Source organism: Paenibacillus glacialis (assembly GCF_001637205.1).
GTDB lineage: Bacteria > Bacillota > Bacilli > Paenibacillales > Paenibacillaceae > Paenibacillus_AQ > Paenibacillus_AQ glacialis.
Genome location: NZ_LVJH01000003.1, coordinates 53,222 through 75,466 on the forward strand (window position 1 = coordinate 53,222; position 22,245 = coordinate 75,466).

Annotated in this window: 29 protein-coding genes, 1 pseudogene and 1 other annotated feature; of the genes and pseudogenes, 28 read left to right on the forward strand and 2 right to left on the reverse strand. The window is 36.4% G+C overall.

What is annotated here, in order from left to right; genetic code table 11:
• The first annotated feature begins 90 nt into the window (after nt 1-90).
• The 7 genes from PGLA_RS03075 (at nt 91) to PGLA_RS03095 (ending at nt 3,534) form a co-directional block, all read left to right on the forward strand.
• On the forward strand, nt 91-564 hold the full coding sequence (locus PGLA_RS03075; RefSeq protein ID WP_245699684.1) for a hypothetical protein: 474 nt from the start codon (nt 91-93) through the stop codon (nt 562-564).
• 27 nt (nt 565-591) lie between these two features.
• Complete coding sequence (locus PGLA_RS27280) at nt 592-789, forward strand: hypothetical protein (protein WP_145939461.1); 198 nt, start codon at nt 592-594, stop codon at nt 787-789.
• 22 nt (nt 790-811) lie between these two features.
• On the forward strand, nt 812-1,306 hold the full coding sequence (locus tag PGLA_RS03080) for a hypothetical protein (RefSeq protein WP_068528526.1): 495 nt from the start codon (nt 812-814) through the stop codon (nt 1,304-1,306).
• Between the two features lie 171 nt (nt 1,307-1,477).
• Entirely contained in the window at nt 1,478-2,251 is a 774-nt protein-coding gene (locus PGLA_RS03085) for a hypothetical protein (protein WP_068528529.1), read from the forward strand.
• Between the two features lie 245 nt (nt 2,252-2,496).
• Complete coding sequence (locus PGLA_RS03090) at nt 2,497-2,946, forward strand: GNAT family N-acetyltransferase (RefSeq protein WP_068528532.1); 450 nt, start codon at nt 2,497-2,499, stop codon at nt 2,944-2,946.
• Nucleotides 2,947-3,116: 170 nt separating this feature from the next.
• Nucleotides 3,117-3,260 carry a YEATS-associated helix-containing protein gene (locus PGLA_RS27825; protein WP_161487830.1) on the forward strand — a complete coding sequence of 48 codons (144 nt, stop codon included), beginning with the start codon at nt 3,117-3,119 and terminating at the stop codon, nt 3,258-3,260.
• On the forward strand, nt 3,250-3,534 hold the full coding sequence (locus tag PGLA_RS03095) for a winged helix-turn-helix domain-containing protein (RefSeq protein ID WP_145939462.1): 285 nt from the start codon (nt 3,250-3,252) through the stop codon (nt 3,532-3,534). Before PGLA_RS27825 ends, PGLA_RS03095 begins: the two co-directional genes overlap by 11 nt.
• A 191-nt stretch (nt 3,535-3,725) precedes the next feature.
• Here the strand turns inward: PGLA_RS03095 and PGLA_RS03100 are convergent, their stop codons facing one another.
• The gene (locus PGLA_RS03100; protein WP_068529341.1) at nt 3,726-5,087 is read right to left on the reverse strand and encodes a sodium-dependent transporter; all 1,362 of its coding nucleotides are present in this window, start codon (nt 5,085-5,087) and stop codon (nt 3,726-3,728) included.
• Nucleotides 5,088-5,168: 81 nt separating this feature from the next.
• Nucleotides 5,169-5,394: a binding site (T-box leader), on the reverse strand.
• A 239-nt stretch (nt 5,395-5,633) separates the two neighbouring features.
• On the opposite strand from PGLA_RS03100, the gene PGLA_RS03105 reads away from it, so the two are divergent.
• Complete coding sequence (locus PGLA_RS03105; protein ID WP_068528539.1) at nt 5,634-7,109, forward strand: amidase family protein; 1,476 nt, start codon at nt 5,634-5,636, stop codon at nt 7,107-7,109.
• A gap of 52 nt (nt 7,110-7,161) precedes the next feature.
• The gene (locus tag PGLA_RS03110; protein ID WP_068528542.1) at nt 7,162-7,623 is read left to right on the forward strand and encodes a DIP1984 family protein; all 462 of its coding nucleotides are present in this window, start codon (nt 7,162-7,164) and stop codon (nt 7,621-7,623) included.
• Between the two features lie 313 nt (nt 7,624-7,936).
• Here PGLA_RS03110 and PGLA_RS03115 read toward each other — a convergent pair whose 3' ends face one another.
• A complete protein-coding gene (locus PGLA_RS03115; protein WP_068528546.1) occupies nt 7,937-8,473 on the reverse strand; it encodes a putative periplasmic lipoprotein in 537 nt (178 codons plus the stop codon).
• 120 nt (nt 8,474-8,593) lie between these two features.
• Here PGLA_RS03115 and PGLA_RS03120 point away from each other — a divergent pair, with 120 nt between their 5' ends.
• The 19 genes and pseudogenes from PGLA_RS03120 (at nt 8,594) to PGLA_RS03215 (ending at nt 22,178) form a co-directional block, all read left to right on the forward strand.
• Complete coding sequence (locus PGLA_RS03120) at nt 8,594-8,827, forward strand: helix-hairpin-helix domain-containing protein (protein WP_342671676.1); 234 nt, start codon at nt 8,594-8,596, stop codon at nt 8,825-8,827.
• Nucleotides 8,828-8,871: 44 nt separating this feature from the next.
• Nucleotides 8,872-9,129 carry a hypothetical protein gene (locus tag PGLA_RS03125; protein ID WP_068528552.1) on the forward strand — a complete coding sequence of 86 codons (258 nt, stop codon included), beginning with the start codon at nt 8,872-8,874 and terminating at the stop codon, nt 9,127-9,129.
• A gap of 107 nt (nt 9,130-9,236) precedes the next feature.
• Nucleotides 9,237-9,788 carry a dihydrofolate reductase family protein gene (locus PGLA_RS03130; protein WP_068528555.1) on the forward strand — a complete coding sequence of 184 codons (552 nt, stop codon included), beginning with the start codon at nt 9,237-9,239 and terminating at the stop codon, nt 9,786-9,788.
• Between the two features lie 194 nt (nt 9,789-9,982).
• Entirely contained in the window at nt 9,983-10,708 is a 726-nt protein-coding gene (locus PGLA_RS03135; RefSeq protein WP_068529344.1) for a suppressor of fused domain protein, read from the forward strand.
• Between the two features lie 209 nt (nt 10,709-10,917).
• Nucleotides 10,918-11,430 carry a hypothetical protein gene (locus PGLA_RS03140; RefSeq protein ID WP_068528558.1) on the forward strand — a complete coding sequence of 171 codons (513 nt, stop codon included), beginning with the start codon at nt 10,918-10,920 and terminating at the stop codon, nt 11,428-11,430.
• Nucleotides 11,431-11,785: 355 nt separating this feature from the next.
• Complete coding sequence (locus PGLA_RS03145) at nt 11,786-12,691, forward strand: alpha/beta fold hydrolase (protein WP_161487831.1); 906 nt, start codon at nt 11,786-11,788, stop codon at nt 12,689-12,691.
• A 28-nt stretch (nt 12,692-12,719) separates the two neighbouring features.
• Nucleotides 12,720-12,992 (forward strand): hypothetical protein, encoded by a 273-nt coding sequence (locus PGLA_RS03150; protein WP_068528561.1) that lies wholly within the window; start codon nt 12,720-12,722, stop codon nt 12,990-12,992.
• Nucleotides 12,993-13,265: 273 nt separating this feature from the next.
• A pseudogene (locus tag PGLA_RS03160) lies at nt 13,266-14,157 on the forward strand (PhzF family phenazine biosynthesis isomerase).
• A 743-nt stretch (nt 14,158-14,900) separates the two neighbouring features.
• The gene (locus PGLA_RS03165; RefSeq protein ID WP_245699686.1) at nt 14,901-15,368 is read left to right on the forward strand and encodes a GNAT family N-acetyltransferase; all 468 of its coding nucleotides are present in this window, start codon (nt 14,901-14,903) and stop codon (nt 15,366-15,368) included.
• Between the two features lie 94 nt (nt 15,369-15,462).
• On the forward strand, nt 15,463-16,176 hold the full coding sequence (locus PGLA_RS03170) for a metallophosphoesterase (RefSeq protein WP_068528567.1): 714 nt from the start codon (nt 15,463-15,465) through the stop codon (nt 16,174-16,176).
• 149 nt (nt 16,177-16,325) lie between these two features.
• Entirely contained in the window at nt 16,326-16,961 is a 636-nt protein-coding gene (locus PGLA_RS03175; RefSeq protein WP_145939474.1) for a pyridoxamine 5'-phosphate oxidase family protein, read from the forward strand.
• Nucleotides 16,962-16,987: 26 nt separating this feature from the next.
• Nucleotides 16,988-17,578, forward strand: coding sequence for a CDP-diacylglycerol--glycerol-3-phosphate 3-phosphatidyltransferase (pgsA, locus tag PGLA_RS03180; RefSeq protein WP_068528570.1), 591 nt, complete (start codon nt 16,988-16,990; stop codon nt 17,576-17,578).
• Between the two features lie 56 nt (nt 17,579-17,634).
• A complete protein-coding gene (locus tag PGLA_RS03185; RefSeq protein WP_245699688.1) occupies nt 17,635-18,144 on the forward strand; it encodes an HXXEE domain-containing protein in 510 nt (169 codons plus the stop codon).
• 149 nt (nt 18,145-18,293) lie between these two features.
• Entirely contained in the window at nt 18,294-18,875 is a 582-nt protein-coding gene (locus PGLA_RS03190) for a DJ-1/PfpI family protein (RefSeq protein ID WP_068528573.1), read from the forward strand.
• A 29-nt stretch (nt 18,876-18,904) separates the two neighbouring features.
• A complete protein-coding gene (locus PGLA_RS03195) occupies nt 18,905-19,579 on the forward strand; it encodes an HAD family hydrolase (RefSeq protein WP_245699690.1) in 675 nt (224 codons plus the stop codon).
• Nucleotides 19,580-19,670: 91 nt separating this feature from the next.
• A complete protein-coding gene (locus tag PGLA_RS03200; protein WP_245699691.1) occupies nt 19,671-20,198 on the forward strand; it encodes a nucleoside/nucleotide kinase family protein in 528 nt (175 codons plus the stop codon).
• A 77-nt stretch (nt 20,199-20,275) separates the two neighbouring features.
• The gene (locus PGLA_RS03205) at nt 20,276-20,899 is read left to right on the forward strand and encodes an HAD family hydrolase (RefSeq protein ID WP_068528579.1); all 624 of its coding nucleotides are present in this window, start codon (nt 20,276-20,278) and stop codon (nt 20,897-20,899) included.
• Nucleotides 20,900-21,128: 229 nt separating this feature from the next.
• Nucleotides 21,129-21,728, forward strand: coding sequence for a CPBP family intramembrane glutamic endopeptidase (locus tag PGLA_RS03210; RefSeq protein ID WP_211269492.1), 600 nt, complete (start codon nt 21,129-21,131; stop codon nt 21,726-21,728).
• 120 nt (nt 21,729-21,848) lie between these two features.
• The gene (locus tag PGLA_RS03215; protein WP_068528585.1) at nt 21,849-22,178 is read left to right on the forward strand and encodes a metal-sensitive transcriptional regulator; all 330 of its coding nucleotides are present in this window, start codon (nt 21,849-21,851) and stop codon (nt 22,176-22,178) included.
• The last annotated feature ends 67 nt before the right edge of the window (nt 22,179-22,245 follow it).

The following is a 22,245-nucleotide window of genomic DNA, read 5'->3' on the forward strand; positions in this document are numbered from 1 at the left end:
GCCACCCGGACCTACGATCCTTAAGCCGTTTGGACGTCGGTAATGCGCGAACGTTATCGGAAATTATTGCAAATATAAGGAGAATAAATTATGGGTACCATGACCCTTAAACGTTTTAATGGAACTGAGAGATTTAAACTATTAGAATCAAGAGCTTATGTTGTTCGTAGAAATGACGAAACAATAATGATGTGGTTTGAAACTGAGACAGACCCTCAAGCTATTATGTCGGTTGAAGATACTGCTAAATTTGCAATGAATCCAAATGCTGAAGTTACAATATATCTTGATAAGTTAGTACTCAAAGAATTTGGGACTAGATTGTTTGAACTCTCGCAAGGATATAACGAAGAAAATAAGGATCTGGATGCTAGATTGTATTATTTTGAGCATCAAGATGTAGACGAAAACTTAATGAAATTGGAATATAGAGGTAATGGGGTCTTCTTTCTTCAGTGGAGTGGAACAACGACAGATATTAGTTATTATGATGATAGTAAACCGAAGACGAACCTTGAAATAGAAGGGGAGTTTTTCTTAGAGGAATACACATCTTGGGAATGATATCACTGATTCATTTGATAGTAATAGATGGTGGTAATAACATCCGATAACAAAGCATTCCTACATCGTCGCGTTCGCTCCTCGGTCTCCAAGAGGAATTTCAAAGAAGTTAATTCAGGCGACACATCCACCCGGCTAAGTGGCAGAGCCATACAGACCTTTGGTCTTAAGCCGTTCGGACGTCAGGAATGCGCAACGTTAGATGAAATGGCTAAATATTCTTAAATTAAATATTCGAAGGAGACTTATGATAAAAGAAAAATTGGCTAAATCATTGATAAAATTTCTTAATTTTATTTTGAAAATGGATATGTTATTACCTGGTGGATTGGGGCTAGGCCCTAAAATGCCGGATGAGATGTATAAAAGACTAGCTAAAGAATTCTTCAATAGGGATGTTGAACTAGAGAATAAAATTGAAAAAGCAATTGACTCTATTCAGAAATCTTCAACATTATTAAGTGAATTGGAAGGTATATTAAATGAAAAAAGCAAGAAACTACAAGAGATAAAGTTAGAAATCGAGAAACAAACAAAAATGTCTGAAGAATACCAAAAGTTAGTTGAAATTAATCGTTTTGGTGCTGAACCTATTTTAAATAGTATTAAGAGTACAGTTAATGAAGGTAAGAGTTCGGAAAGAGTTATTAATATCGTAATAAGTATGGTCTCGGGAGCATTATTCTTTATTTTAGGTATTTTTTGGAAAGATATAATGATTTTCTTTAAGAATATTTTCTAGATAATTCATGGGAGTTAGCCACATCATCTAACACAGCATTCCTACTGCGGGCATTCGCCCTTGATCGCTAAGAAGGATTTCGAAGAAGTATATTCATGCGATACATTCAACCAGCTAAGTGACGACCCGTTCCCTTCGGTCACTTAAGCTGCTTGAACGTCAGGAATGCATATGACTTCAATTGGATTCGATCTTCATGCTAGAGAAGACTTTGATAGTTTAGTAGAGTATGCCCTTACTACCGGAGAAAGAATTACAACAAAGAAAGGAATTTATTCATATTCTCAAACGGGCAAAGGAATTGAATTGTGGCTTCAGTCAAATAAAAGAAATGAAATTATAGGATTAAATCCGCATTATTCAGGCTCATCGAAAATTAAGGTAGGAGTTACAAATGAATTAATTTCGGAGTCGAATTCTATACTGGATGGATCATTTCATGCTTGGGCTGGTCCAATCGATGAATCGGCAGAATCAGGAAGCTATCCATTTGTATTTGATATGCCCAATCGAGCCAACTATGGTGAAGTTCTAGTTCCACAAATCCTTAATATTCAACTGACGACCTTCGCACATGAACTGAGTGTGTATGATAATGAAGATGAGTATTATAGATCCCAAGACCGTGAAATAAGATTTGCTTCAGAATCATTTATTCCTTCAGGTTTATTCGAAAATGAGAATTTCCCAAGTGCTACTGCAGTAATTACTGGCAGGGTAATAGAAACTTCCAATATTACTAATGAACATACTAGTGTTACATTTTGTTGGGCACTAGTAAAGACATTAGGCGGTGAGATAGATGTAGTGGCAGATAAAGAACTTGTAAATAGAGACATTATTCCTGGTGGGATCATTTCAGGTTCTTTTTGGCTAAGTGCAAAGTTTCTCGATAACCCATTACTAAAGAAGAAGTCTATTATTGAAAGATTATTTGGAAGATAAGTACGTCGTCTAACAGAACATTCCTACATCGTCGCGTACGCTCCTCGGTCACCAGGGGGATTTTCGGAGAAGTGGATTCAGGCGACACATTTAACCGACTAAGTCTGACGACTCGTTCCCTACGGTCACTTAAGCCACTTGAACGTCAGGAATGCACAAACGTTAGACGTAACCTGTGCAAGATATAATAATCAAAAACAAAAAAAGATAATTTAATATAAATCACATTAATGGAGGTGTATCAAATGTTGATACTAGAACGAGCAATAAAAAATGATGCACAAAAACTCGCTGAAATACAAAAGGCCAGCTTTGATGAAGAATCAAAACATTTCAATAATAACGAAATCGGTGGTCCACTAGGATATGATTCCATAAGTTGGCAAGAAGAGATGATGCAAAATTGTAAATATTTCAAGGTACTCTTTAATGGAGAAATAATAGGGGGGACTTTGATATTTATAGAAAGCAGTCAAGTACATAATCTAGGAAGAATTTTTATTGATCCGAACTTTCAGAATCAAGGAATCGGTATGAAAGTAATGAAAGAAATTGAAAGGATTTTTCCGGATAGCAATAAATGGTGGCTTGATACTCCTGGCTGGAGTGTCAAGAATCATCACTTCTATACAAAGTGCGGATTCACCAAAGTTAGAGAAGAAGATGACCTATACATTTTTGAGAAGACTTTATAGACATATTCTTTGATGGATTTTCAGGGATGGCAAAGTCATCCTTCTATTGTGACCTTGATCAGAAGTGTTGAAGAGGATGAGATTCATGCAATCTATCGGAAATTGGTGTAACGAATACTACAATTTTATGCGAAAGACATAAATAATATCAAACAAAAAGGAGCCGATGTATGAATCATATTACCATTCTTAGCATTATTTTAGTTCTATCAGGTGTATTTGGCGGTGTTGTAAGTTTCTTTTCAACGAAAGGTAATGAAGAACCAATTAATAATAAAGAACTATTAAAATCAATCATAATTGGTGTCAAATGAAAATGAGATTGAGGAGATTGAAGTAATTAAAATTAATAATGAATTAATGAATGGTAAAGATGATGAAAGGTACAAAATATTAAAGGCCTTCTCTGAAAGTAGATATATTTATAGGTCACTTGGAGGATTAAGTAAAGAAACTGGAATTAGTAAAGAAAATGTCCAAATGATTTTGAATATATTGATTAATCATGAACTTGTTGAACAAGCAAATAGACCAAAGGGAGTTCGATTTCTGATAACACAGAAAGGCAGACAGATAATATTCAATTGAAAAATTGGCGGTGCTCTTTACAAAAAATAGGGATTGTGGTTCACCAATATGAGAACAATCTTATACCTAAAAGTATTCTCCATCCTTTCATAAAAAAGTGCTGGAAGTTACGCGGAAATCTCTGCTAACTTCCAGCACTTTTCCTTTCCCTCTTAAAATCACTCAAATGCTCAGTGGTTTCAGGTTTAATCCTAAAATAGCGCAACTATTCTATCCAATATTCCAGTAATATCAAGAAACACGATGATAATGACTAAAGGAATAATGAACCTCATGATAAAAAACCATATATTAAATGCAGTAGCCCCTAACCGAGAATGCTGTAATAGCTCCTCCCGCAAAGTGCTTTTCTTAATCTTAAGGGGTACGAAGATAGAGATTAACAACACACCAAGTGGCATTAGTATATTACTAACTAAATAATCGGCTGAATCAAATAAGTTCTTCGAGAAGATTAGAATATCAGCAAAAATACTATAGGATAATGCAGAGGGAATTCCTACTACAAAAATTAAAACACCAATAATATAGGCATATTTTTTTCTCTTCTCCTCTTTTCCTTTAACGGTAGAGGCTACAATGATTTCTAACATCGAGAAAGCCGAAGTTAATGTGGCAAATAGAAATAATGCTAAGAAACCTAGTAAGAACACTTCTCCAAAAATAATTTGATCAAACACCGCAGGCAATACAACGAACAACAACCCAGGTCCTTCAGCGGGTTCTAAACCTAGTGAGAATACAGCTGGGAAGATAGCTAATCCTGCCAATAATGCGATCAATAAATTCATGGCGACGATGGAAATGGCCGGTTGAATTAAGCTTTCTTTTTTTGAAAGATATGAACTATAAGTAACCATTACGGATACCCCGACACTTAAGGCGAAGAAAGCTTGACCCATCGCATACAGAATATTTTGAGATGTGATACGCGAGAAATCAGGTGCTAGAAAGAATTTTACACCTTCCATAGCGTTATCGAGTGTAAGTGAGCGAATGATTAGAACAATGAATAGTACGAATAACGTAGGCATCAAGATTTTACTTACTTTTTCAATACCATTCTGAATCCCTTTAGCCACAACTAATACGGTTATAGCCAGAAATACAAATTGAGCTCCAATAACCAAGATAGGATTTCCAATCGTCACGTTAAAGACGGCTCCATAATCGGCACCTTCACTAATGATTCCACCGAACAAACCTTTTACAAAATAGATGACAATCCAACCACCAATGACACTATAAAAAGACAATAATAGAAAACAGGTGAATACCCCTAACTTTCCAATCCAATGCCACTTGGTATTAGGAGCTAAACTACGATAAGCACTAATGGCTTCCTTTTGTGTGCTTCTACCAATAATGAACTCTGCTAATAACAATGGAAAACCCATAAATAGAGAAAATAAGATAAATAGAAGGAAGAATGCACCGCCCCCACTGATGCCCGTAACATAAGGGAGCTTCCATATTGCGCCTACCCCAATAGCTGAACCTGCTGCTGATAAAATAAAACCAATCTTCGATGACCATTGCTCTGTTGTTTGCACGCTTATCAATCCAATCTTTTTTATTATGTCCTTAAAAAAACAAAGCAAAAGACAGAAAAAAGCCACATCTCTATCTTTAACGATAGGGACGTGGCTCTTCACGCGGTACCACCCTAATTGGAAACAATACGTGTTTCCCACTTGGTCAAATAACGGTTTGATCCGTTTTTATACTACTTCAATAAGATACAGTATAAAAAAAGCTCCAAGAATGAAATTCACCTAATCTTTGTATCAGTTTCCACCAACCACTGATTCTCTGTTCACAGGGAGACCGGCTTAATAAAGTTCTTGTCGTCGCTCATTCGATATTTATAATAATAAACGAAATTATAGTATGATAGCACCTAGAGGTCAAGCTCTTTAATCACAGTTTAATATAATATTAGTAGCGTAGATCCGATTGAATATCAGGAATAGGGGTTATTTTAGAAGTCAATTAGCCTAATACAGTTATAATCAATCTTTCCATGTCATTGCGTTAAAGAAATATGGTAAGTTAGTTAAGAATGTTAAAAACCATATTTTCCCAAAGGGGTGGCTTAAGTGGATATTAGGCTCCAAGAATGGATTATAGAAGCAGATATTAGTAGCATGCAAGCGGCATTGGAAGCAGGTTCCATAAGCTCTGAAGATATCGTGCGAGAATATTTAGACAGAATACATAAGTACGACTCAGAGATTAATTCAATATTAGAAATCAATCCAGATGCGATGCAAATTGCGAGGGACTTAGATAAAGAACGTAAAGAATCAGGAAGTCGTGGGAAGTTACATGGTATTCCTATTCTACTAAAAGACAATTTGGACACAGGCGATAATATGCATACCAGTGCTGGTTCAGTAGCTTTAGCTGAATCATTTGCTGCAACGGATTCATTCGTAGCGTCCAAGCTTCGATTAGCAGGTGCGGTGATTCTTGGGAAAGCGAATATGTCCGAATGGTCGAATTTCATGTCGAGTAGGATGCCAGCGGGCTACAGTTCACGAGGAGGACTCGTACTAAACCCCTATGGGCCAGGCGAGATATTCATTAGTGGTTCTAGTTCTGGATCTGCGGCAGCTGTAGCTTCAAATTTTGCAGCGGCAGCAATAGGTACGGAAACAGCTGGATCTATTGTGGGTCCTGCATGTCAAAGTTTCCTCGTAGGTATCAAACCGACGGTTGGACTCGTTAGCCGAGCTGGGGTTATTCCTATTTCGGTGAGCCAAGATACGCCTGGACCGATAGCTAGGACCGTTACGGATGCGGCTATTATTTTAGGTGCATTAACTGGCATTGACGACAAAGATAATGCTACACTTTTGAGTAAGGAATGTTCTTATGGTGATTACACCCCATTCCTAGATGCAGACTATATACAACAAGCAAGAATAGGTATTCCTAGACATTATTATAAGAACTTAGACGAAGAAAGACTGGCTATTATGGAAGCGGCGATCTTGGCTTTGAAAAATGCGGGCGCTACGATTGTAGATCCAGTTAGTCTTCATGTAGAACACAACAATTGGAATAATGACGTTATATGCTATGAATTTAAAACAGGTCTCGATCAATATTTATCACAATTATCTGATTCCGTACCGATTCACTCTTTGCAAGAATTGATTGCATATAATGAGAACCATGCCGAAGTTGCCTTAAAGTATGGGCAAGACACGCTGATTAGGTCAGCAGCATCAACATTGACTGAGCAAGAATATCGTCAGAAGAAACAAGAATATGATACGCTAGCGCTTACTCAGGGTATAGATTATGTGTTAGAACAACATGGTTTAGACGCATTAATGTTACCTGGAGATGTGGATGGGATGTATATTGCGGCACGATTGGGATACCCCCTGATTACGGTTCCAGCAGGATATTCGTCTACAGGTGTCGTTGACTTCGATGGTGATTCGACAAAGGGTCCTTTTGGCGTTGTATTTTCCGGCAAAGCATTTAGTGAACCTACGTTGATACGAATAGCATATGGTTTTGAACAGGCGACTAATTATCGTTATCCACCTGAGCTTGTTTAGACTTAATTAAATATAAAATGATCATTCCATATGGAACATAGGAGGGAAAGTTATGAAACTCGCAGAAGCCTTGGTTCTAAGGGCAGATTGTCAACGGAAAGTAGCGCAGCTGAAACAAAGACTAGAAAGAGTTGTAAAGGTACAAGAAGGTGAAGAACCCGGTGAGGATCCTAGTGTTCTTTTGGCAGAATTGAATAGAACTTTAGAAGAATTAACAGGATGGATTAAAAGAATCAACAAAACCAACTCATCCATTGCGTTTGATTCAACTAGGAGCATTTCAGATGCGCTTGCTGAACGTGATCATTGTATGCAAAAGAGAAATATATTAAATGAATTACTTGAGATTGCATCCATTAAGCAGGATCGATTCAGTCGTTCCGAGGTGAAGTACTATAGAACGGTAGATATTAATGAGCTCCAGAAGCAAGTAGATGAACTGTCTAAGAATTATCGAGAACTTGATTTCAGAATTCAAGAAAAGAATTGGACGATTGAATTAATAGAGGCATAACCAAGTTGGTAGCCCTAGTCAATAAAGGTGAGTACAACCCGCCAACGGGTAGTTGGACTAAAAGAGATGCAGGGCCATATCTTAGTAATAACTAATTAGCCCAGTATTGTAACAAGAGTGCGACAGCATGCAATTAGGGAGTATTCATTATTGTAACTACCATGTACTGATTTATTGATTAGGGTGAGGGTGGGTTCGGGGACTTGTGGTTAATACTCAGAGGTAGATCGTTTTTATGGTATTTCAAAAAATGATTTAGACAATATAAGACCCGACCTAGGATAGTTGTGCTATCTCAGGTCGGGTCATATTTTTATATCTTACTAGACGCAATAGTCGTAAATATTTGTGTATATACATTCTTAATGTTAGATTCATTTACTTTGTCATTGTAGAGTCCATAACCCCAAGATTGAAATTGGTTTTCGTCAGCGCCTGTGTTGAAATAGCCCGTTACATAATTTAGATTATCTAATTCTGGCACCTCCTCGTAGGATAATTCCTCAATAATAAAGGGTACATATGATTTGGTAGATTCTATAAAGAAATATGGAATGCTGGGATTCTTATACACTTTAGCATACTTACTTTCGGCAGCCTCGGATAGATGTTCCTTCATAATCATAATGGCATCCAATTCAGACGATTGATTGTTGACTTCTTCTAATTGCTTAAAGGTAATATTTTTAAACTCCACGTTATTTTCGCGTACCGCTGGAGAGTCGCCTATTATGCCAATGACCAAAGGCTTGCCGGCGTAAAGAGGTGTATCAACGGTATCAGCAGCATTAGTAGTACATCCTGCTAAAATCACTAATATAAAAAGGATGAATGGAAATATCTTTTTCATTACTACAACTCCCCTTAGATTCAATTAAAATGTTCTCAAGTAGCTTCACAATCACATGTTTACTATAACATAAATTTCCATATATAATTCATATAGGTCATGATAGGGAGGGAACCAATCTTGGATTTGAATCAAAACAATACGCAAGAAAGTGATTTTCCAATGGGATTGGCTAAACCAGCGTTACGTGCGCTTGCCAATAAGGGTCTCTCGAGATTGGAGCAGGTCGCGAAGCTTAGTGAGAAGGAACTTAAGGAACTACATGGCATAGGTCCAAACGCAATTAGACAGCTTCGTCTCGCGCTAGAGAGTAAAGGTCTAACTTTCTCCGATAATAATACACTCGAGGAGTAGCTCGAATCGAGCTTAACAAGTTGTGAATAGGAGGAATGCGATTTATGAATAGAAGAGGAACAGGGATAATTTTTATTAGTATTGGCGCATTCTTGTATGGGATTCGATATATTAGTGCAGCGATTTTCGGATCTAACGTATCTTCGTGGAATGAATCTCTATTTCAGGCTATGTTGGATTCCGTGGGAAGTGGACCTGTGATCCTAAGTGTGTTGTCTTTCATTATAGGAATTATTTATTTGATCATTTCCGAGTTTGGAGAATCATTAAAGGCCAGTATAGAAAAAGCCAAAAGTGATTAGTAAGACTTCGTTATTCTTGAACTAGCGAAGTTGATTATGTTTCAATTACATAAGGTAATAATAAGATTATCTAATGTGCAATTAAATGAATTATCGGAGGAAATATAATGAGAAAACTATGTGTATCTGAATTTGTGACGCTGGATGGCGTTATGGAAAATCCGCAGTGGACTTTCAAATTCCTCAGTGATGAACAGGACAAGTATAAATTCGATGAGATGAAAGCGAGCGATGCACTTCTACTGGGACGAGTAACTTATGATGGGTTTGCACAAGCATGGCCTAACATGATCGAGGAGACAGGCGAATACGGTGAGATGATGAACGGCTACGCCAAGCACGTTGTTTCAACGACGTTGGATGAAGTGAAGTGGAATAATTCAACTCTGATTAAGGACAATATCGTTGAAGAAATATCAAAGCTTAAACAGCAGCCTGGTAAAGATATTTTGGTCTTTGGAAGCTGTGATCTCGTACAAACGTTAATAGCAAATGACCTAATTGATGAATATCGTCTGATGGTATTTCCTATTGTTATAGGGAACGGAAAACGTCTCTTCGCAGACAAGATCGATGAGAAAGTTTTTAAACTTGTAGATACAAAGACATTTAGTTCTGGTGTCGTAGTTCTGACCTACCAGTCGAAAGAAAGTGAGTAATTGCTTCTCTCACAACTAATAAAATAGTGCTCTGTGAGTGCTAACGAATGTGTAGAAATACAGATTGCTCTAACGAGCATTCTGTATTTTTTTGTCTTAATATGTTGTTTGTTGTTGTATGTTTTGGAGGGTATTGGAATGTGGATGGCGAAATGATTAGGTACTTAGAAAATAAATATCTAATAGGAGGCACTATGAATAAGGAACTCGCTCCATCAGGAGAAGCCATTTTTCGTTATGAGGAGAGAAAAGAGGACTTCACTCTTGCGTCTGGAGATGAAGAGGCTATCAAGGTTATTTCAGATCATGTGGAAAAATACATAGGGAAAATTGATACTGTGTTTCATGAGATCATATCTGATCTTGTTCATCTGGATATTCTTATTGTGAAACCAACGAAAGAAAAGAATTATTATACATTAGTTACATGTGGGATGAGTAATCTACCTATGACGGTTCCAGAGGGCGCTGATAACTTCAGATTTGCTGAACTGGTTATATGTCTACCTAGTGATTGGAAGATGTCTGATGAAGCATTTAAGCAAGACGAGAATTATTGGCCTATACTTTGGTTGAAGAAGTTAGCAAGATTTCCACATGAGTATCAAACATGGTTATACCACGCACATACGATACCTAATGGTGATCCAGCACAACCATTCGCTACGAACACTGAGTTTTCTGGAATGATCCTTTCAATTCCTACAACAGTTGATAATGCCAATGATTTCTTCACTTTAGAATCTAACGGCAAGAGGATACATTTCTTTAGTCTGATTCCGATTTATACGAAAGAGATGGATTTTAAATTGAAAAAGGGAGCTGACGCTCTCATAGAAAAGTTAGAAAAAGCCGGAGTAAATGAGCTAGTTGATCTAAAGAGAAAGAGCGTTTGTAAGGCGTCCTTTTGGAACTTTTAAAGAGGAATCCATAAGAATTCTCTTTTTAAAATCGGTGTTATCATAGGAATTTAAGCAAGTACCAGAAGACATACTGCTCGAAGGAGTAGTATGTCTATTTTGTCTGAATTTGTTGCATCTTGATGGTATATTATAGAATATAATAGAATGGTTCGCCGAACAGAACACGCTATACCAAATCCCAGAGATCCAATTTGCAGAGGTGTAAAATGCAACCACGTTCAGAGACTATAAAAAGTAAAAGTAAGTTTATTGAAAGATGGGTATTAGTATATTCAATTATTATTTTCGGTATGTTCTTTTATTTACAAGTAATAAGTACAACGGATATAAATGAGTTTATCCAAACATTTGTACAAGTTAACATAACATCCACATTATCTATTGCGGCATTAGTTGCAAGCATGGGAGCTTTCAGATGGGAGCATTATATAAAAGGAGTTATTCATTCAGGATTACGGGATAAATATGAACGTCGAAAATATGTACTTAAACACGCAAAAAAACCATTGTATCGTGTAATAAAGCTAAATAGCATGTTTATTATTATTAACATAATTACATTGCAATCGGCATCAATTGAGTTGAAAGAGATTAAACCTGCATGGTTTACAGTACCTTTGTTTGGGATTAATATGTTTTTGATTGTTATATGTTTGATTATGGGACTTATATTAATATATCAATCCATGGTTTATATGAAAGAGCTTATTTTCAAATGATTGTAAGTGTACAAGGGGAAGCAGCAGAAGACAGATTACTCTAATGAGCGGTCTGTTTTTTTTGCTGAATTGTTAGGAACTTATGTTCATGACAAGTTCTAAGAGTGAAAAAATACATAGTTTTTATGGGGAATCTGGATTTATAATAGAAAAGAATACAGGATTTGTAAAAAACATATAAAGAAGTATTGTGCAGATCAACATAGAAGTAGCTCAGATAGCATACGACCCAGCCTAAGATAATTGTTAATGTCTCAGCATAGACAAGAATGGAATCAACAGCAAAAAGAATTGAAATCAATACTTTCTAAGCTTGGCTCTCATGAAAAAGCGATTGAATTATAGGGGGGTAATTATGAAAATGCATGGTATCAAGACTCAGGTAGGATCAAGAAATCTGTTGCACTTTAAAACCTCGCAGAAGGAAATGAAATACAATATTGAATACGAAAAAAGTCTTTCTTTATGGCATGTTCCTTACAAGACATTCTATGTTCCTACACGGTTTGGACAAACACATGTCATAACTTGCGGTCCTGATGATGGGGAACCACTTATTCTTTTGCATGCCATGGGATTTAGTTCAACGATCTGGTTCCCTAATATTGAACAGCTAGCACGTAAATACAGAGTGTATGCGATAGACTTTATCGGGGATTTGAATAAGAGTGTACCAAGCGTACTACCTGTGAATAGGGAAGAGTGCGGGGAATGGTTAGACGAGGTGTTGATTGGATTGGACATTGATTCGTGTTATATCGGTGGAATTTCTTATGGAGGGTTTCTGGCTATAAATTATGCTATGTATGCTTCTCATAAAGTGAAAAAAATGTTTTTGCTTAGTCCGGCTTCCTCATTTGCACCACTACACAAACAATTCATTTATCGGGTGATTGCAATGAATGCAATTCCATTGAAATGGAGTGTGTCCAAATTTATAAAGTGGTTATCGAGACATCAATTAAACAAAGCGTTAGTAGACCAATTTCATGCTGCCTTTAGATATGGTTCTCTTTCATTAAAAGTTCCACCAGATGTTTATAGTGAAGACGAGCTTAAGAAACTCGCTATGCCTGTCCTTCTACTCCTCGGGGAAGAGGAAGTCATTAATGACGTCAATATGGCATTCTACCGAGCAACGCAAATATGCAAGAATATACGTGCCAAAATTGTCCCTGAGACAGGTCATCTGCTTAATTTAGAGAATCCTCAATATGTTAATGTAAAAATTAATGAATTCTTGTGTAATGAGTTCCACTAAATAATAAAATGATTTGAAAGGATCATACATGACCATTTTTGCTACAATAATCGCCATATTAGTTGCTATTTTATTATCTATTGTTCTTGGAGGCCCATATGGAATTTTGATACTCATTGCTATCACCTTTGGAGTTGCTCTAAGTACACACATTAGAACTAAAGAAATTCAGTTGGATTTGCAGAGGATAAAGGAGAAGTTAGGAATTAAGGATAAAGATGATTTTAATATGACTGATCAGGAGATTGAAGAGGAACTAGAAGAATATATTGAATCGGAATCGGATGATAAGAAGAGTTAGTATTTTAAAATCATTATTTTGGAGGGGAAAGCCTTCTATGAAGATAAAAGTTTTTACAGTGTTATTCATGGTTAGCTTGTTGTTATCATATTCTTCAATAGCTATTGCAAAACCTAATGTTGAAATTGAGTTAAATGGAACCAATGTTACGTCTAAATTCTCACCTATTCTAATTAACAATACGGTATATGTTCCTGTTGAATCCTTAAATTCTAATCCCGAATTAAAATTTTGTAAAGGTTATAAGAGATTGACCTGAGAGGGAATACAACAATGAGAAATGTGGAAGTATTCCACTATGATGCTTTTTCACAATACCCAAACAAAGGGAATCCTGCCGGGGTAGTATTGGATACCCATCAACTAAGTGCCAGTGATATGCAGTCTATTGCATACCAAGTGGGGTTTGAAACAGTGTTTGTAGTGAAGTCCCAAAAACCGATTTAAGACTAAGATATTTCACTCCAGGACACGAGATAAATTTATGTGGTCATACAACGATGGCATCTTTATATTGTTTGAAGACTAGAGGGATACTTGGAGAGGTCAGTTCAATAAATATAGAAACCAATGTTGGCGTATTACCCATCCAATTTAGCCTTAATAAAGACAATCAAATTCTGATTAGAATGAAGCAAGATAAGCCTCAGTTTATTGAATTTAATGGAGACAAGGAAAGACTTGCCTCCTCAATGGGATTAACATCGAGGGAAATAGAAGAGGATTTACCCATCGTATACGGATGCACAGGCGCATGGACATTATTAATTCCAATTAAGAATATAGAAAGTTTTAATAGAATGAAACCCATAAACACACTATTTCCAGAGATATTAACTGAACTTCCTAAACGTCAATTCACCCATTTTGTTTACAAACCTTCGATGTGGGCACCCTCATGCACGCTAGACATTTCTCATCTCCATTGTCAGGAACCATTGAAGATCCAGTGACAGGTACAGCATCTGGTGTCATGGGAGCCTATTATTTGAATTATGTGGAACGGAATCTACCTTCAATTCATTTCAATGTTGAACAAGGACAAGAAATAGGAAGAGACGGTAGAGTAAACGTCGAAGTATATAGAACGGAATCTGATCACATGGACGTATTTATTTCTGGAACCGCAGTATATGTAAAGGACTTGAATATCGAGTATGCATAGCTATTTATATCAATAATATTTAATGAATTGCCAAGCATTATATAATTCGAATACCCATAAAATGAATGTATAGCTTAAAAAATAAACAAGAGGTGATAACAATGCAGGATATTACTCAATTAATAAAGGAAAATGTATATGCTTTTATTATTATATTGTTTATATTCCCGATCATAATGACGATATGTCTGCTTGTTATATTCAAAAAACTGTTTAGAAGAAAATCATAAATATTTCAATAAATTCATATGAATTTACTGCTTTTGGGAAATATATATCATTAACCAATACCTATATAAAGTCAGTAGGGACCGGAGATGAATATTATACAGGACAGGAGACAAATAATAGTTTCCTTGGAATAATCTTAGGAGGCATCTGTTTTATATTGTTGTTTATAGCATGGAAGTTATTCCGTGAACTATTAATGTTAATATTTAATGCCGATGCCATAATTACAAAGAAGGATTAAGTAGAATTATAAGAGAAGATATAGAGATCACCTACTTTGATGAAGGAAGAGTGTAAGATTCAAAGAGGTGAAGAGGAAGGTTATTTTAATAGAAGCTAACAGGATATATCCAGGTAGATGGGGAATCAGTGTGAGGAAGAACGAATCATAAGAATCGATGAGTACTGGGCGGAGAATTCAGAACCTTCTGAATGGAGAGTAGAAGCGGCTCTTTCCGAACAATTTTAAAGAAGTTTCAAATGAAAAAACAGACAAAGAGGAGACGGAGACAATGATGGGAATTCAAATCGTTAATCTTGCAGAGCACAAGGAATATTTTGAAACAGTATGTCAGTGGCTTTGGAAACAATGGGCTAGTGATAAGCCAATCGAATTTGTTAGATATGCCGTATTACATAATTCTCAGATTGATCGTGTGCCAATGACATTTGTAGCGCTAGATGGTGAAGAACCTGTAGGGACAGTATCTTTTTGGATGAACGATCTATCGTGTAGACAAGATCTTTCTCCTTGGTTAGCAAGCTTGTATGTCGATGAAGAGCAGAGAGGTAAGGGCATAGCAAGAGAACTACAAAATCGTGTAATAGAAGAAGCGACAAAATTAGGATATAGCGACTTGTATTTAATTACGACGCATGACGATTACTACGAAAGATTTGGATGGAATTTCATAGAGAAAGCACCGAAGCTTAGCGGCGACTTCACGAAAATATACAGTAAGGATCTAAGATCTTTGTAGCTACTAACGTAAATCATGGTTCCGGCAAATAGCCCTTGGTTCATCCGATGGTTACTTGCCGGAATTTTATATCGATATATATAGGAGGTAATTTATGAAAAGAATCCTAATGATCAGTGATATTCATGGATGTTTTGATCCATTTAATGAATTGTTGGAAGTTCTAAATTACCAATCATCTAATGATCAATTGATTGTACTAGGTGATTATGTGGATAGAGGACCAAAGAGTAGGGAAGTCGTCGATAAAGTAATAGACTTAGTGGAGAACCATAATGTGATTGCCTTACGTGGTAATCATGATCAGAGATTGGTTGATCTAATAAGAACTGATAACTCGGTAGTGAAGTCGAAGTTTTTAGAGCATGGGGGATTACAAACGCTTCAAAGCTATTGTGATTTTGTCGATCATTCAATGGATGAGAGTCTATTTCTACAAGCAATAGATTACATCAGAAGCAATTTCATTGCTCATATAGATTTTCTGGAATCGTTACCCTTGTATCATGAAGATAACGACCATATATATGTACACGCGGGTTTAAACCCTCAATATAGGAATTGGAAAGAGCAGTCGGACCATGATTTCATGTATATTAAGTCGGAATTCCACCGCTCGAAGACAATTGTTGATAAGAAAGTTATATTTGGACATACAAGAACGATTGAACTCCAAGATTCGGCAGACATCTGGGTTGATGAAGATAAGATTGGGATAGACGGTGGATGTGCATATGGATTGCAATTAAACTGTCTGATTTACAAGGATGGGTCTTATGTTTCAGAACACATAAAGAATTTGAAGTGATTTGAGTCGCTCTTACATCTCATAACAATAGGTTATCGCATGATATATCGGGTGCAAATTCTGAGATTAATATAAAAGGAGTCGAAGTGATGGATGCTCAAGAACTTGCTTTTCTAGCATGCCAGGAGTCAAGTGGGTTAATTCCAATGATGAATAAAACGATATTTAAACATCAAATCACGACTGAACAAGAGCTAAGAGATATTGTAGGATATTCCAGCGAATTAGTAACAAGGAAAGCGATTCATAGTATAGATCAGCATTGTCGTCATTTCATATCTCAATCCCCAATGGCATTTATTGCAACTGCTGATCGTTCGGGGACTTGTGATGTTTCTCCTCGTGGTGATAAAGCAGGTTTTGTGCATGTGATCGACGATAATCATTTGATCATTCCAGAACGTCCAGGAAATCGTCGTCTGGATTCATTGAGAAATATACTTTCCAACCCTTGTATTGGGATTATATTTATCATTCCAGGGTTAGAAGAAACCTTAAGGATTAATGGGAATGCTTATATCGTGAATGACGATGATTTGTTAGAAGAGATGAAGGTTAACGATAAGAAACCTTTGTTAGGTATAGGGGTGAAAGTCGAAGAATGTTATGTGCATTGTGCCAAAGCATTCAAAAGGTCTAGTCTGTGGGATCCGAGTAAGTGGCCGGAAAAAGAAGATCTACCCGTTATATCACAGGTGTTGGCAGATCATGTGAATATGAAGGATGTAACAGCTGAAGATGTGGCGAAATCATTGAAAGAGACGTATGAGAAGAGACTGTATTAGTCGTAGATTCCATAAGGAGGGCTAGCATGAATCTTGCGAATAAAATTACAATTGCACGAATTTGTTTAATACCATTATTTATCGTGGCTCTTTCAAAATATCCCGTGTGGCTAGCTGATGAAAGTAGATTCTTCAGTTTCATGAATCAATACGGAATTAACATTGCAATTGTGATATTTATTGTAGCCGCGGGAACCGATAAGTTAGATGGTTATATTGCAAGGAAATATAATCAAATTACTAACCTTGGGAAGTTGCTAGACCCACTAGCGGATAAGTTATTGATATCCGTTGCATTAATTATGATGGTCCAGTTGGGTATGATTCCTTCTTGGATGGCTGTTATTATCATTGGTCGAGAGTTTATCATTACAGGTTTAAGAATGGCAGCATCGGGACAAGGAATTGCGTTAGCAGCTGATAATTATGGGAAAATAAAAATGGTTATGCAAGTAGTTGCTATTGTTGCAGTGTTATTAAACAACTATCCATTTGAATTGCTAACTAGCATTAAGATTGACTATATTCTTATGCTAATAGCTGTAATCCTGACATTATACTCTGGATTCAACTATATATTAAGAAATTTCAAACAACTTAAATTAGGTAGAATGTGACACCATATTCTTTTTTTCGAGGAGATGGATAATTAATGATGAATCTAATACATGAGATGACTACATCAACATTGGTCTGGTTATTCATCGTAGCTTTTATGCTCCATGATTTAGAGGAGATTATATGGGTTGAGGTGTGGATTAAGAAGAACAGAAATCATGTTATTCGTGTGGTTCCTACAAGGTTAAAGAAGCAGCTAGAGAAGATGTTCAATATTACGAGTGGTCAATTTGCCTTTGCTGTTTTACTTGAGTTTATTATTTTTATTCCATTTACTTTTCTAGCAGCGGAGCAAGGAAAGTTCTTTATATTCCTATCTTTTAATACGCTGTTTTTAATCCATGTATTTACACATGTAGGGCAATCCATCTATCTGAAGATGTATACGCCAGGAGTAGTGAGTGCTGTGATTATTACTCTCCCTTATTCGCTGTATCTATTTTATAGATTGATTAGTGAGGGATTAGTTACCTGGGGAGAGGTTTTATTAAGTATTCCTGTGGGGCTTATGCTACTACCGATAGTGTTACTTGGTCATGAACTAGGGAGAAGGTTTGTTAAATAAAACAATTGAATTTTAAACTCTATGATACAATTTTTTCAAAAAAATTCGTATAACAAAGATTTTTCGATAACTGCTATATGGAAGAAGGCAAATTACTGGAGAATTAGTGAGCGGTTTTCTTTTGGTGAAAAATCTAGGAGGTAGTTGTTATGAGGATTGCTTTTGTTGTCTTTAACGGGCTCACATTTCTAGACTTTATTGGATTCTATGATGTAATCTATCAGCTGAATTTGTTTGATGAAACGAAGGGTACAACGTGGGATATTTGTGGCTTTACCGAAGAAATATCTGACGAATTAGGATTAACAATTAAAGTGAATAAGATTAAACCAGACCTATCAGAATATGATCTATTGTTTGTTCCAGGAGGTTTGGGAACTCGAGAACTTAGATTTGATAATGAGTTTATTTCATGGCTACGACAAGCAGAGCAAGTAGAACACATAGTATCTGTATGTACGGGCTCACTTTTATTGGGCGCTGCTGGATTGTTAAAGAATAAGAAAGCAACAACCCATCCTGCTGCGTATGAATTGTTAGAACCATATTGTAAAGAAGTAATGAAGTCTCGAATAGTGAAAGATGGAAACCTAATCACAGCTGGAGGGGTATCGACATCCATTGATCTTGCCTTGTATATTGTTGAGCTTTTCCTAAACAAGGAAGCCGTAGATATCATTAAGAAACAAATAGACTACCCATATGAAGTACAAGGAATTATTGAGGTGTAGATAAAGGAAGACTGTTAAATAGAAACTGGGTGAGAAACATTCTAAAAGCGATAATATTTGATTTGGACGGTACTCTACTCGATCGTGATCGTTCATTAAACAATTTCGTTGAACATCAATATGATCGTTACGATGCATTGCATCATGTGAAAAAAGAAGAGTTCGTTCAAAGATTTATTGAGTTGGATAAGAGAGGTTATGTTTGGAAAGATCGTGTGTACCAATCACTTATTAATGAATTTGAAGCTAAGTTAGATTGGCAAGATCTATTGGATGATTATATTGAAGGCTTTCAAAACCATTGTGTTGGGTTTTCTGGGATGGTTGAGATGCTTGATTTCTTAAAAGAAAAGAATATGAAATTGGGCATGATCACAAATGGGTATGAGAGATTTCAGGATAACAATATAAAAGCCTTAAATATTAGTGATTATTTTGAAGTGATTCTGATATCAGAACGCGAAGGAATTAGAAAACCTGATCCTGAGATTTTTCTAAGAGCTGTAAATCTTCTCGGAGTGAAACCGGAAGATTCAATATATGTAGGGGATCATCCTAGTAATGATATTGAAGCCAGCCTCAATGTGGGCATGAGATCCATATGGAAAGAAGATGACTTCCAGAATAAACCGCTTAATACAACATGGACTATTAGAGAATTACATGAGATAAGAGTTATTGTTGAGAACTCAGGAGATACATAAGCATGATTAAATATCATTCATCTAATTTAGGTGTAAAGATTCAGCGATTTAATTTTCATTGGATTCGTAAATATAAGGGGTAGATAAGATCATGTCCAATATCATTCTAATTGGTCCAATCAGAACAGGTAAATCAACGTTAGCAGACATAGTATCAGATAGACTAGAATATCCTCGATGTTGCGTTGATGATGTGCGATGGAAGTTTTATCAGGAACTTGGGTATAGCTCGGAAAAAGAGAAGGCAATCAGAAGTAACTTTGGTTTTGAAGGTGTATATAAGTATTGGAAGCCTTTTGAAGCACATGCTGTTGTAAGGATATTTCAAGAATACAAAGATCATGTCATTGATTTTGGTGGAGGACATTCGGTATACGAAGATCCAACACTGTTCTCCATCGTAGAGAATGTATTAGATAGTGAGAATAACATATTCTTGATTCTGCCTTCCCACAATCAGGCGGAGTCACTAAGAATTCTAAATGAAAGAGAGTGCGTAGATATAAATAGTCATTTCCTAACGCATGAATCTAATTATAAACTTGCTAAACATATTATATATACTAAAGATAGGACGCCCTATGAGAGCGCAGAAGAAATTATTTCACTTGTCTGCTAACTATCATAATAAATTAGTGACACGCTTAGAAAGACCATTATAATTGGTGTATAAACAAAGTCATAAGGAGCGAAAACATGTACAAAACGATCATTATGGATGTCGATGGAACATTAATAGATACAGAAAAAGCGGTACTAGGATCACTTCAAAAAATGCTAGCTATAGAGTACAACAAAACAATGGAGCTTGAGGAATTAGAATTTGTGTGGGGTATACCGGGGTCTAGCTCATTACCTGTATTAGGAATTGAGGATACTGAAAAGGGAGATATTCTTTGGAACGTTTATATGAAGGAGTTCATGGATTCTATTCATGTTTTTGCAGGAATCAGAGAATTGTTAAGTACTCTTCATAAACGCAATATTCAAATCGGAATTGTAACATCAAAGACTAAGATTGAATTAGAAGATGATTTTGTGCCTTTTGGCTTGATGGAATATCTATCTTTTGTTGTATGTGCAGATGATACATTACTACATAAACCGAATCCTGAACCGATTCAGAAGTTTTTAGAGATTTCTGGTGCAGACCCTAGTAGCTCAATTTACATTGGAGATACGATGTATGATTATCAATGCGCTAGAGATGCGGGTGTTTCATTTGGATTAGCCGTATGGGGTGCAAAGAATAATCATGGAATTGAAGCTAAACATTTTTTTAATGATCCTAATGAAGTACTAGCATTTGTTTCTGAATGAAGAGGAGTTAAATCATGAAGATTGCGGGGATGAATGAATGTCTTTGTGGGTGCAACTTTTATTGTTTGGAATTCCAGGAATCTTATTATATTGTGGAATTCACTATTGGACACCGAGGTTAGTGAGTAAAGGGGTACCCTTAATTTTTTCTTTTTGGTTTTTTTTATGGATGCCTGTTATTATCTTGTTACCATTATCAATCTTTCTCTACTGGTTAGATGGGGGAACCATGTCAATACAAGAGTTCAATCAACGATTTCATCTTATATCCTTTCAGGGGAGTGATTGGTTCTGGGTTATCGGAGCAGTTATGGTGACAATCATCTTTGATCAACTCTTAGAACCGGTAGGCAAATATTTTGCAAAGTTACAATTCTTTTCTCCACCGAGTTACTTGCCGGCACCATTTAATCCACTTAAGAAATTTTCAATACCGCCAACTAGATTTTTCGATGTACCTCTAAGGGGGAATTGGAAACTACTTACCTTGTTTATTCCAATACATATTCTTGCGATGTTTAGCGAAGAGTTAATGTGGAGGGGATACATCCTACCTTTACAGAACAATACATTCGGTGCTTACGCATGGGTAATTAACGGATTATTGTGGGCTTGGGTAATCCATGCTTGTCTCAAATGGCATCTTATCGGAATGATTCCTGGCATGTTAATAACACCTTGGATTGCGCAACATACGGGCTCAACATGGGCTTCATTTGCTGTACATGCAATTGGAAACTCCCCGCTGTGGATTATTCTACTTATAGGTATTCTGAAGGCACCGTTAGATAAAGATCATAATATAAACAGCGATAAAAAGTTAGCATAAGATAACAGTATCTGCTCTATTTCTGCATAGGCCAAAACAGTGATAAATCGACCCTAACTTGATTTGTATAGGGGAGGGGGCTATTATTACAATGGATACAAGAAGAGAGGGAGCGATTCTATGGACGAACACATTCAGGAGTCCACAATACACGAATCCTGCGGCACCAATGGCAGAAAGAGTCATCATTCCGATAAAACAAAAAAAAATATCATTAGTCGCCTCAATCGGATTGAGGGTCAGATTCGCGGAGTTAAAGGATTGATTGAAAAGGATACCTATTGCGATGATGTGCTGAATCAGATCTCTTCGATCCAATCCGCCTTGAATGGCGTAGGAAAGCTTCTTTTGGAGCATCATATGAAAAGTTGTGTGATCGAGCGTCTTCAAGATGGCGAGAATGAAGTGATCGATGAACTGTTGACGACAATTAATAAACTAATGAAATAAGTGAGTGACTTAATGAAGGATTCGAAAGAATCCTTTTTTTCATGGATTTTAACCGGATGAATAAGGA

What these genes read in the sequence shown, in the direction of transcription:
- PGLA_RS03075 (WP_245699684.1), top strand. Translation starts at nt 91, where the DNA reads ATGGGTACCATGACCCTTAAACGTTTTAATGGAACTGAGAGATTTAAA.
- PGLA_RS27280 (WP_145939461.1), top strand. Translation starts at nt 592, where the DNA reads ATGGTGGTAATAACATCCGATAACAAAGCATTCCTACATCGTCGCGTT.
- PGLA_RS03080 (WP_068528526.1), top strand. Translation starts at nt 812, where the DNA reads ATGATAAAAGAAAAATTGGCTAAATCATTGATAAAATTTCTTAATTTT.
- PGLA_RS03085 (WP_068528529.1), top strand. Translation starts at nt 1,478, where the DNA reads ATGACTTCAATTGGATTCGATCTTCATGCTAGAGAAGACTTTGATAGT.
- PGLA_RS03090 (WP_068528532.1), top strand. Translation starts at nt 2,497, where the DNA reads ATGTTGATACTAGAACGAGCAATAAAAAATGATGCACAAAAACTCGCT.
- PGLA_RS27825 (WP_161487830.1), top strand. Translation starts at nt 3,117, where the DNA reads ATGAATCATATTACCATTCTTAGCATTATTTTAGTTCTATCAGGTGTA.
- PGLA_RS03110 (WP_068528542.1), top strand. Translation starts at nt 7,162, where the DNA reads ATGAAACTCGCAGAAGCCTTGGTTCTAAGGGCAGATTGTCAACGGAAA.
- PGLA_RS03115 (WP_068528546.1), bottom strand. Translation starts at nt 8,473, where the DNA reads ATGAAAAAGATATTTCCATTCATCCTTTTTATATTAGTGATTTTAGCA.
- PGLA_RS03125 (WP_068528552.1), top strand. Translation starts at nt 8,872, where the DNA reads ATGAATAGAAGAGGAACAGGGATAATTTTTATTAGTATTGGCGCATTC.
- PGLA_RS03130 (WP_068528555.1), top strand. Translation starts at nt 9,237, where the DNA reads ATGAGAAAACTATGTGTATCTGAATTTGTGACGCTGGATGGCGTTATG.
- PGLA_RS03135 (WP_068529344.1), top strand. Translation starts at nt 9,983, where the DNA reads ATGAATAAGGAACTCGCTCCATCAGGAGAAGCCATTTTTCGTTATGAG.
- PGLA_RS03140 (WP_068528558.1), top strand. Translation starts at nt 10,918, where the DNA reads ATGCAACCACGTTCAGAGACTATAAAAAGTAAAAGTAAGTTTATTGAA.
- PGLA_RS03145 (WP_161487831.1), top strand. Translation starts at nt 11,786, where the DNA reads ATGAAAATGCATGGTATCAAGACTCAGGTAGGATCAAGAAATCTGTTG.
- PGLA_RS03150 (WP_068528561.1), top strand. Translation starts at nt 12,720, where the DNA reads ATGACCATTTTTGCTACAATAATCGCCATATTAGTTGCTATTTTATTA.
- PGLA_RS03165 (WP_245699686.1), top strand. Translation starts at nt 14,901, where the DNA reads ATGATGGGAATTCAAATCGTTAATCTTGCAGAGCACAAGGAATATTTT.
- PGLA_RS03170 (WP_068528567.1), top strand. Translation starts at nt 15,463, where the DNA reads ATGAAAAGAATCCTAATGATCAGTGATATTCATGGATGTTTTGATCCA.
- PGLA_RS03175 (WP_145939474.1), top strand. Translation starts at nt 16,326, where the DNA reads ATGAATAAAACGATATTTAAACATCAAATCACGACTGAACAAGAGCTA.
- pgsA (WP_068528570.1), top strand. Translation starts at nt 16,988, where the DNA reads ATGAATCTTGCGAATAAAATTACAATTGCACGAATTTGTTTAATACCA.
- PGLA_RS03185 (WP_245699688.1), top strand. Translation starts at nt 17,635, where the DNA reads ATGACTACATCAACATTGGTCTGGTTATTCATCGTAGCTTTTATGCTC.
- PGLA_RS03190 (WP_068528573.1), top strand. Translation starts at nt 18,294, where the DNA reads ATGAGGATTGCTTTTGTTGTCTTTAACGGGCTCACATTTCTAGACTTT.
- PGLA_RS03200 (WP_245699691.1), top strand. Translation starts at nt 19,671, where the DNA reads ATGTCCAATATCATTCTAATTGGTCCAATCAGAACAGGTAAATCAACG.
- PGLA_RS03205 (WP_068528579.1), top strand. Translation starts at nt 20,276, where the DNA reads ATGTACAAAACGATCATTATGGATGTCGATGGAACATTAATAGATACA.
- PGLA_RS03210 (WP_211269492.1), top strand. Translation starts at nt 21,129, where the DNA reads ATGTCAATACAAGAGTTCAATCAACGATTTCATCTTATATCCTTTCAG.
- PGLA_RS03215 (WP_068528585.1), top strand. Translation starts at nt 21,849, where the DNA reads ATGGACGAACACATTCAGGAGTCCACAATACACGAATCCTGCGGCACC.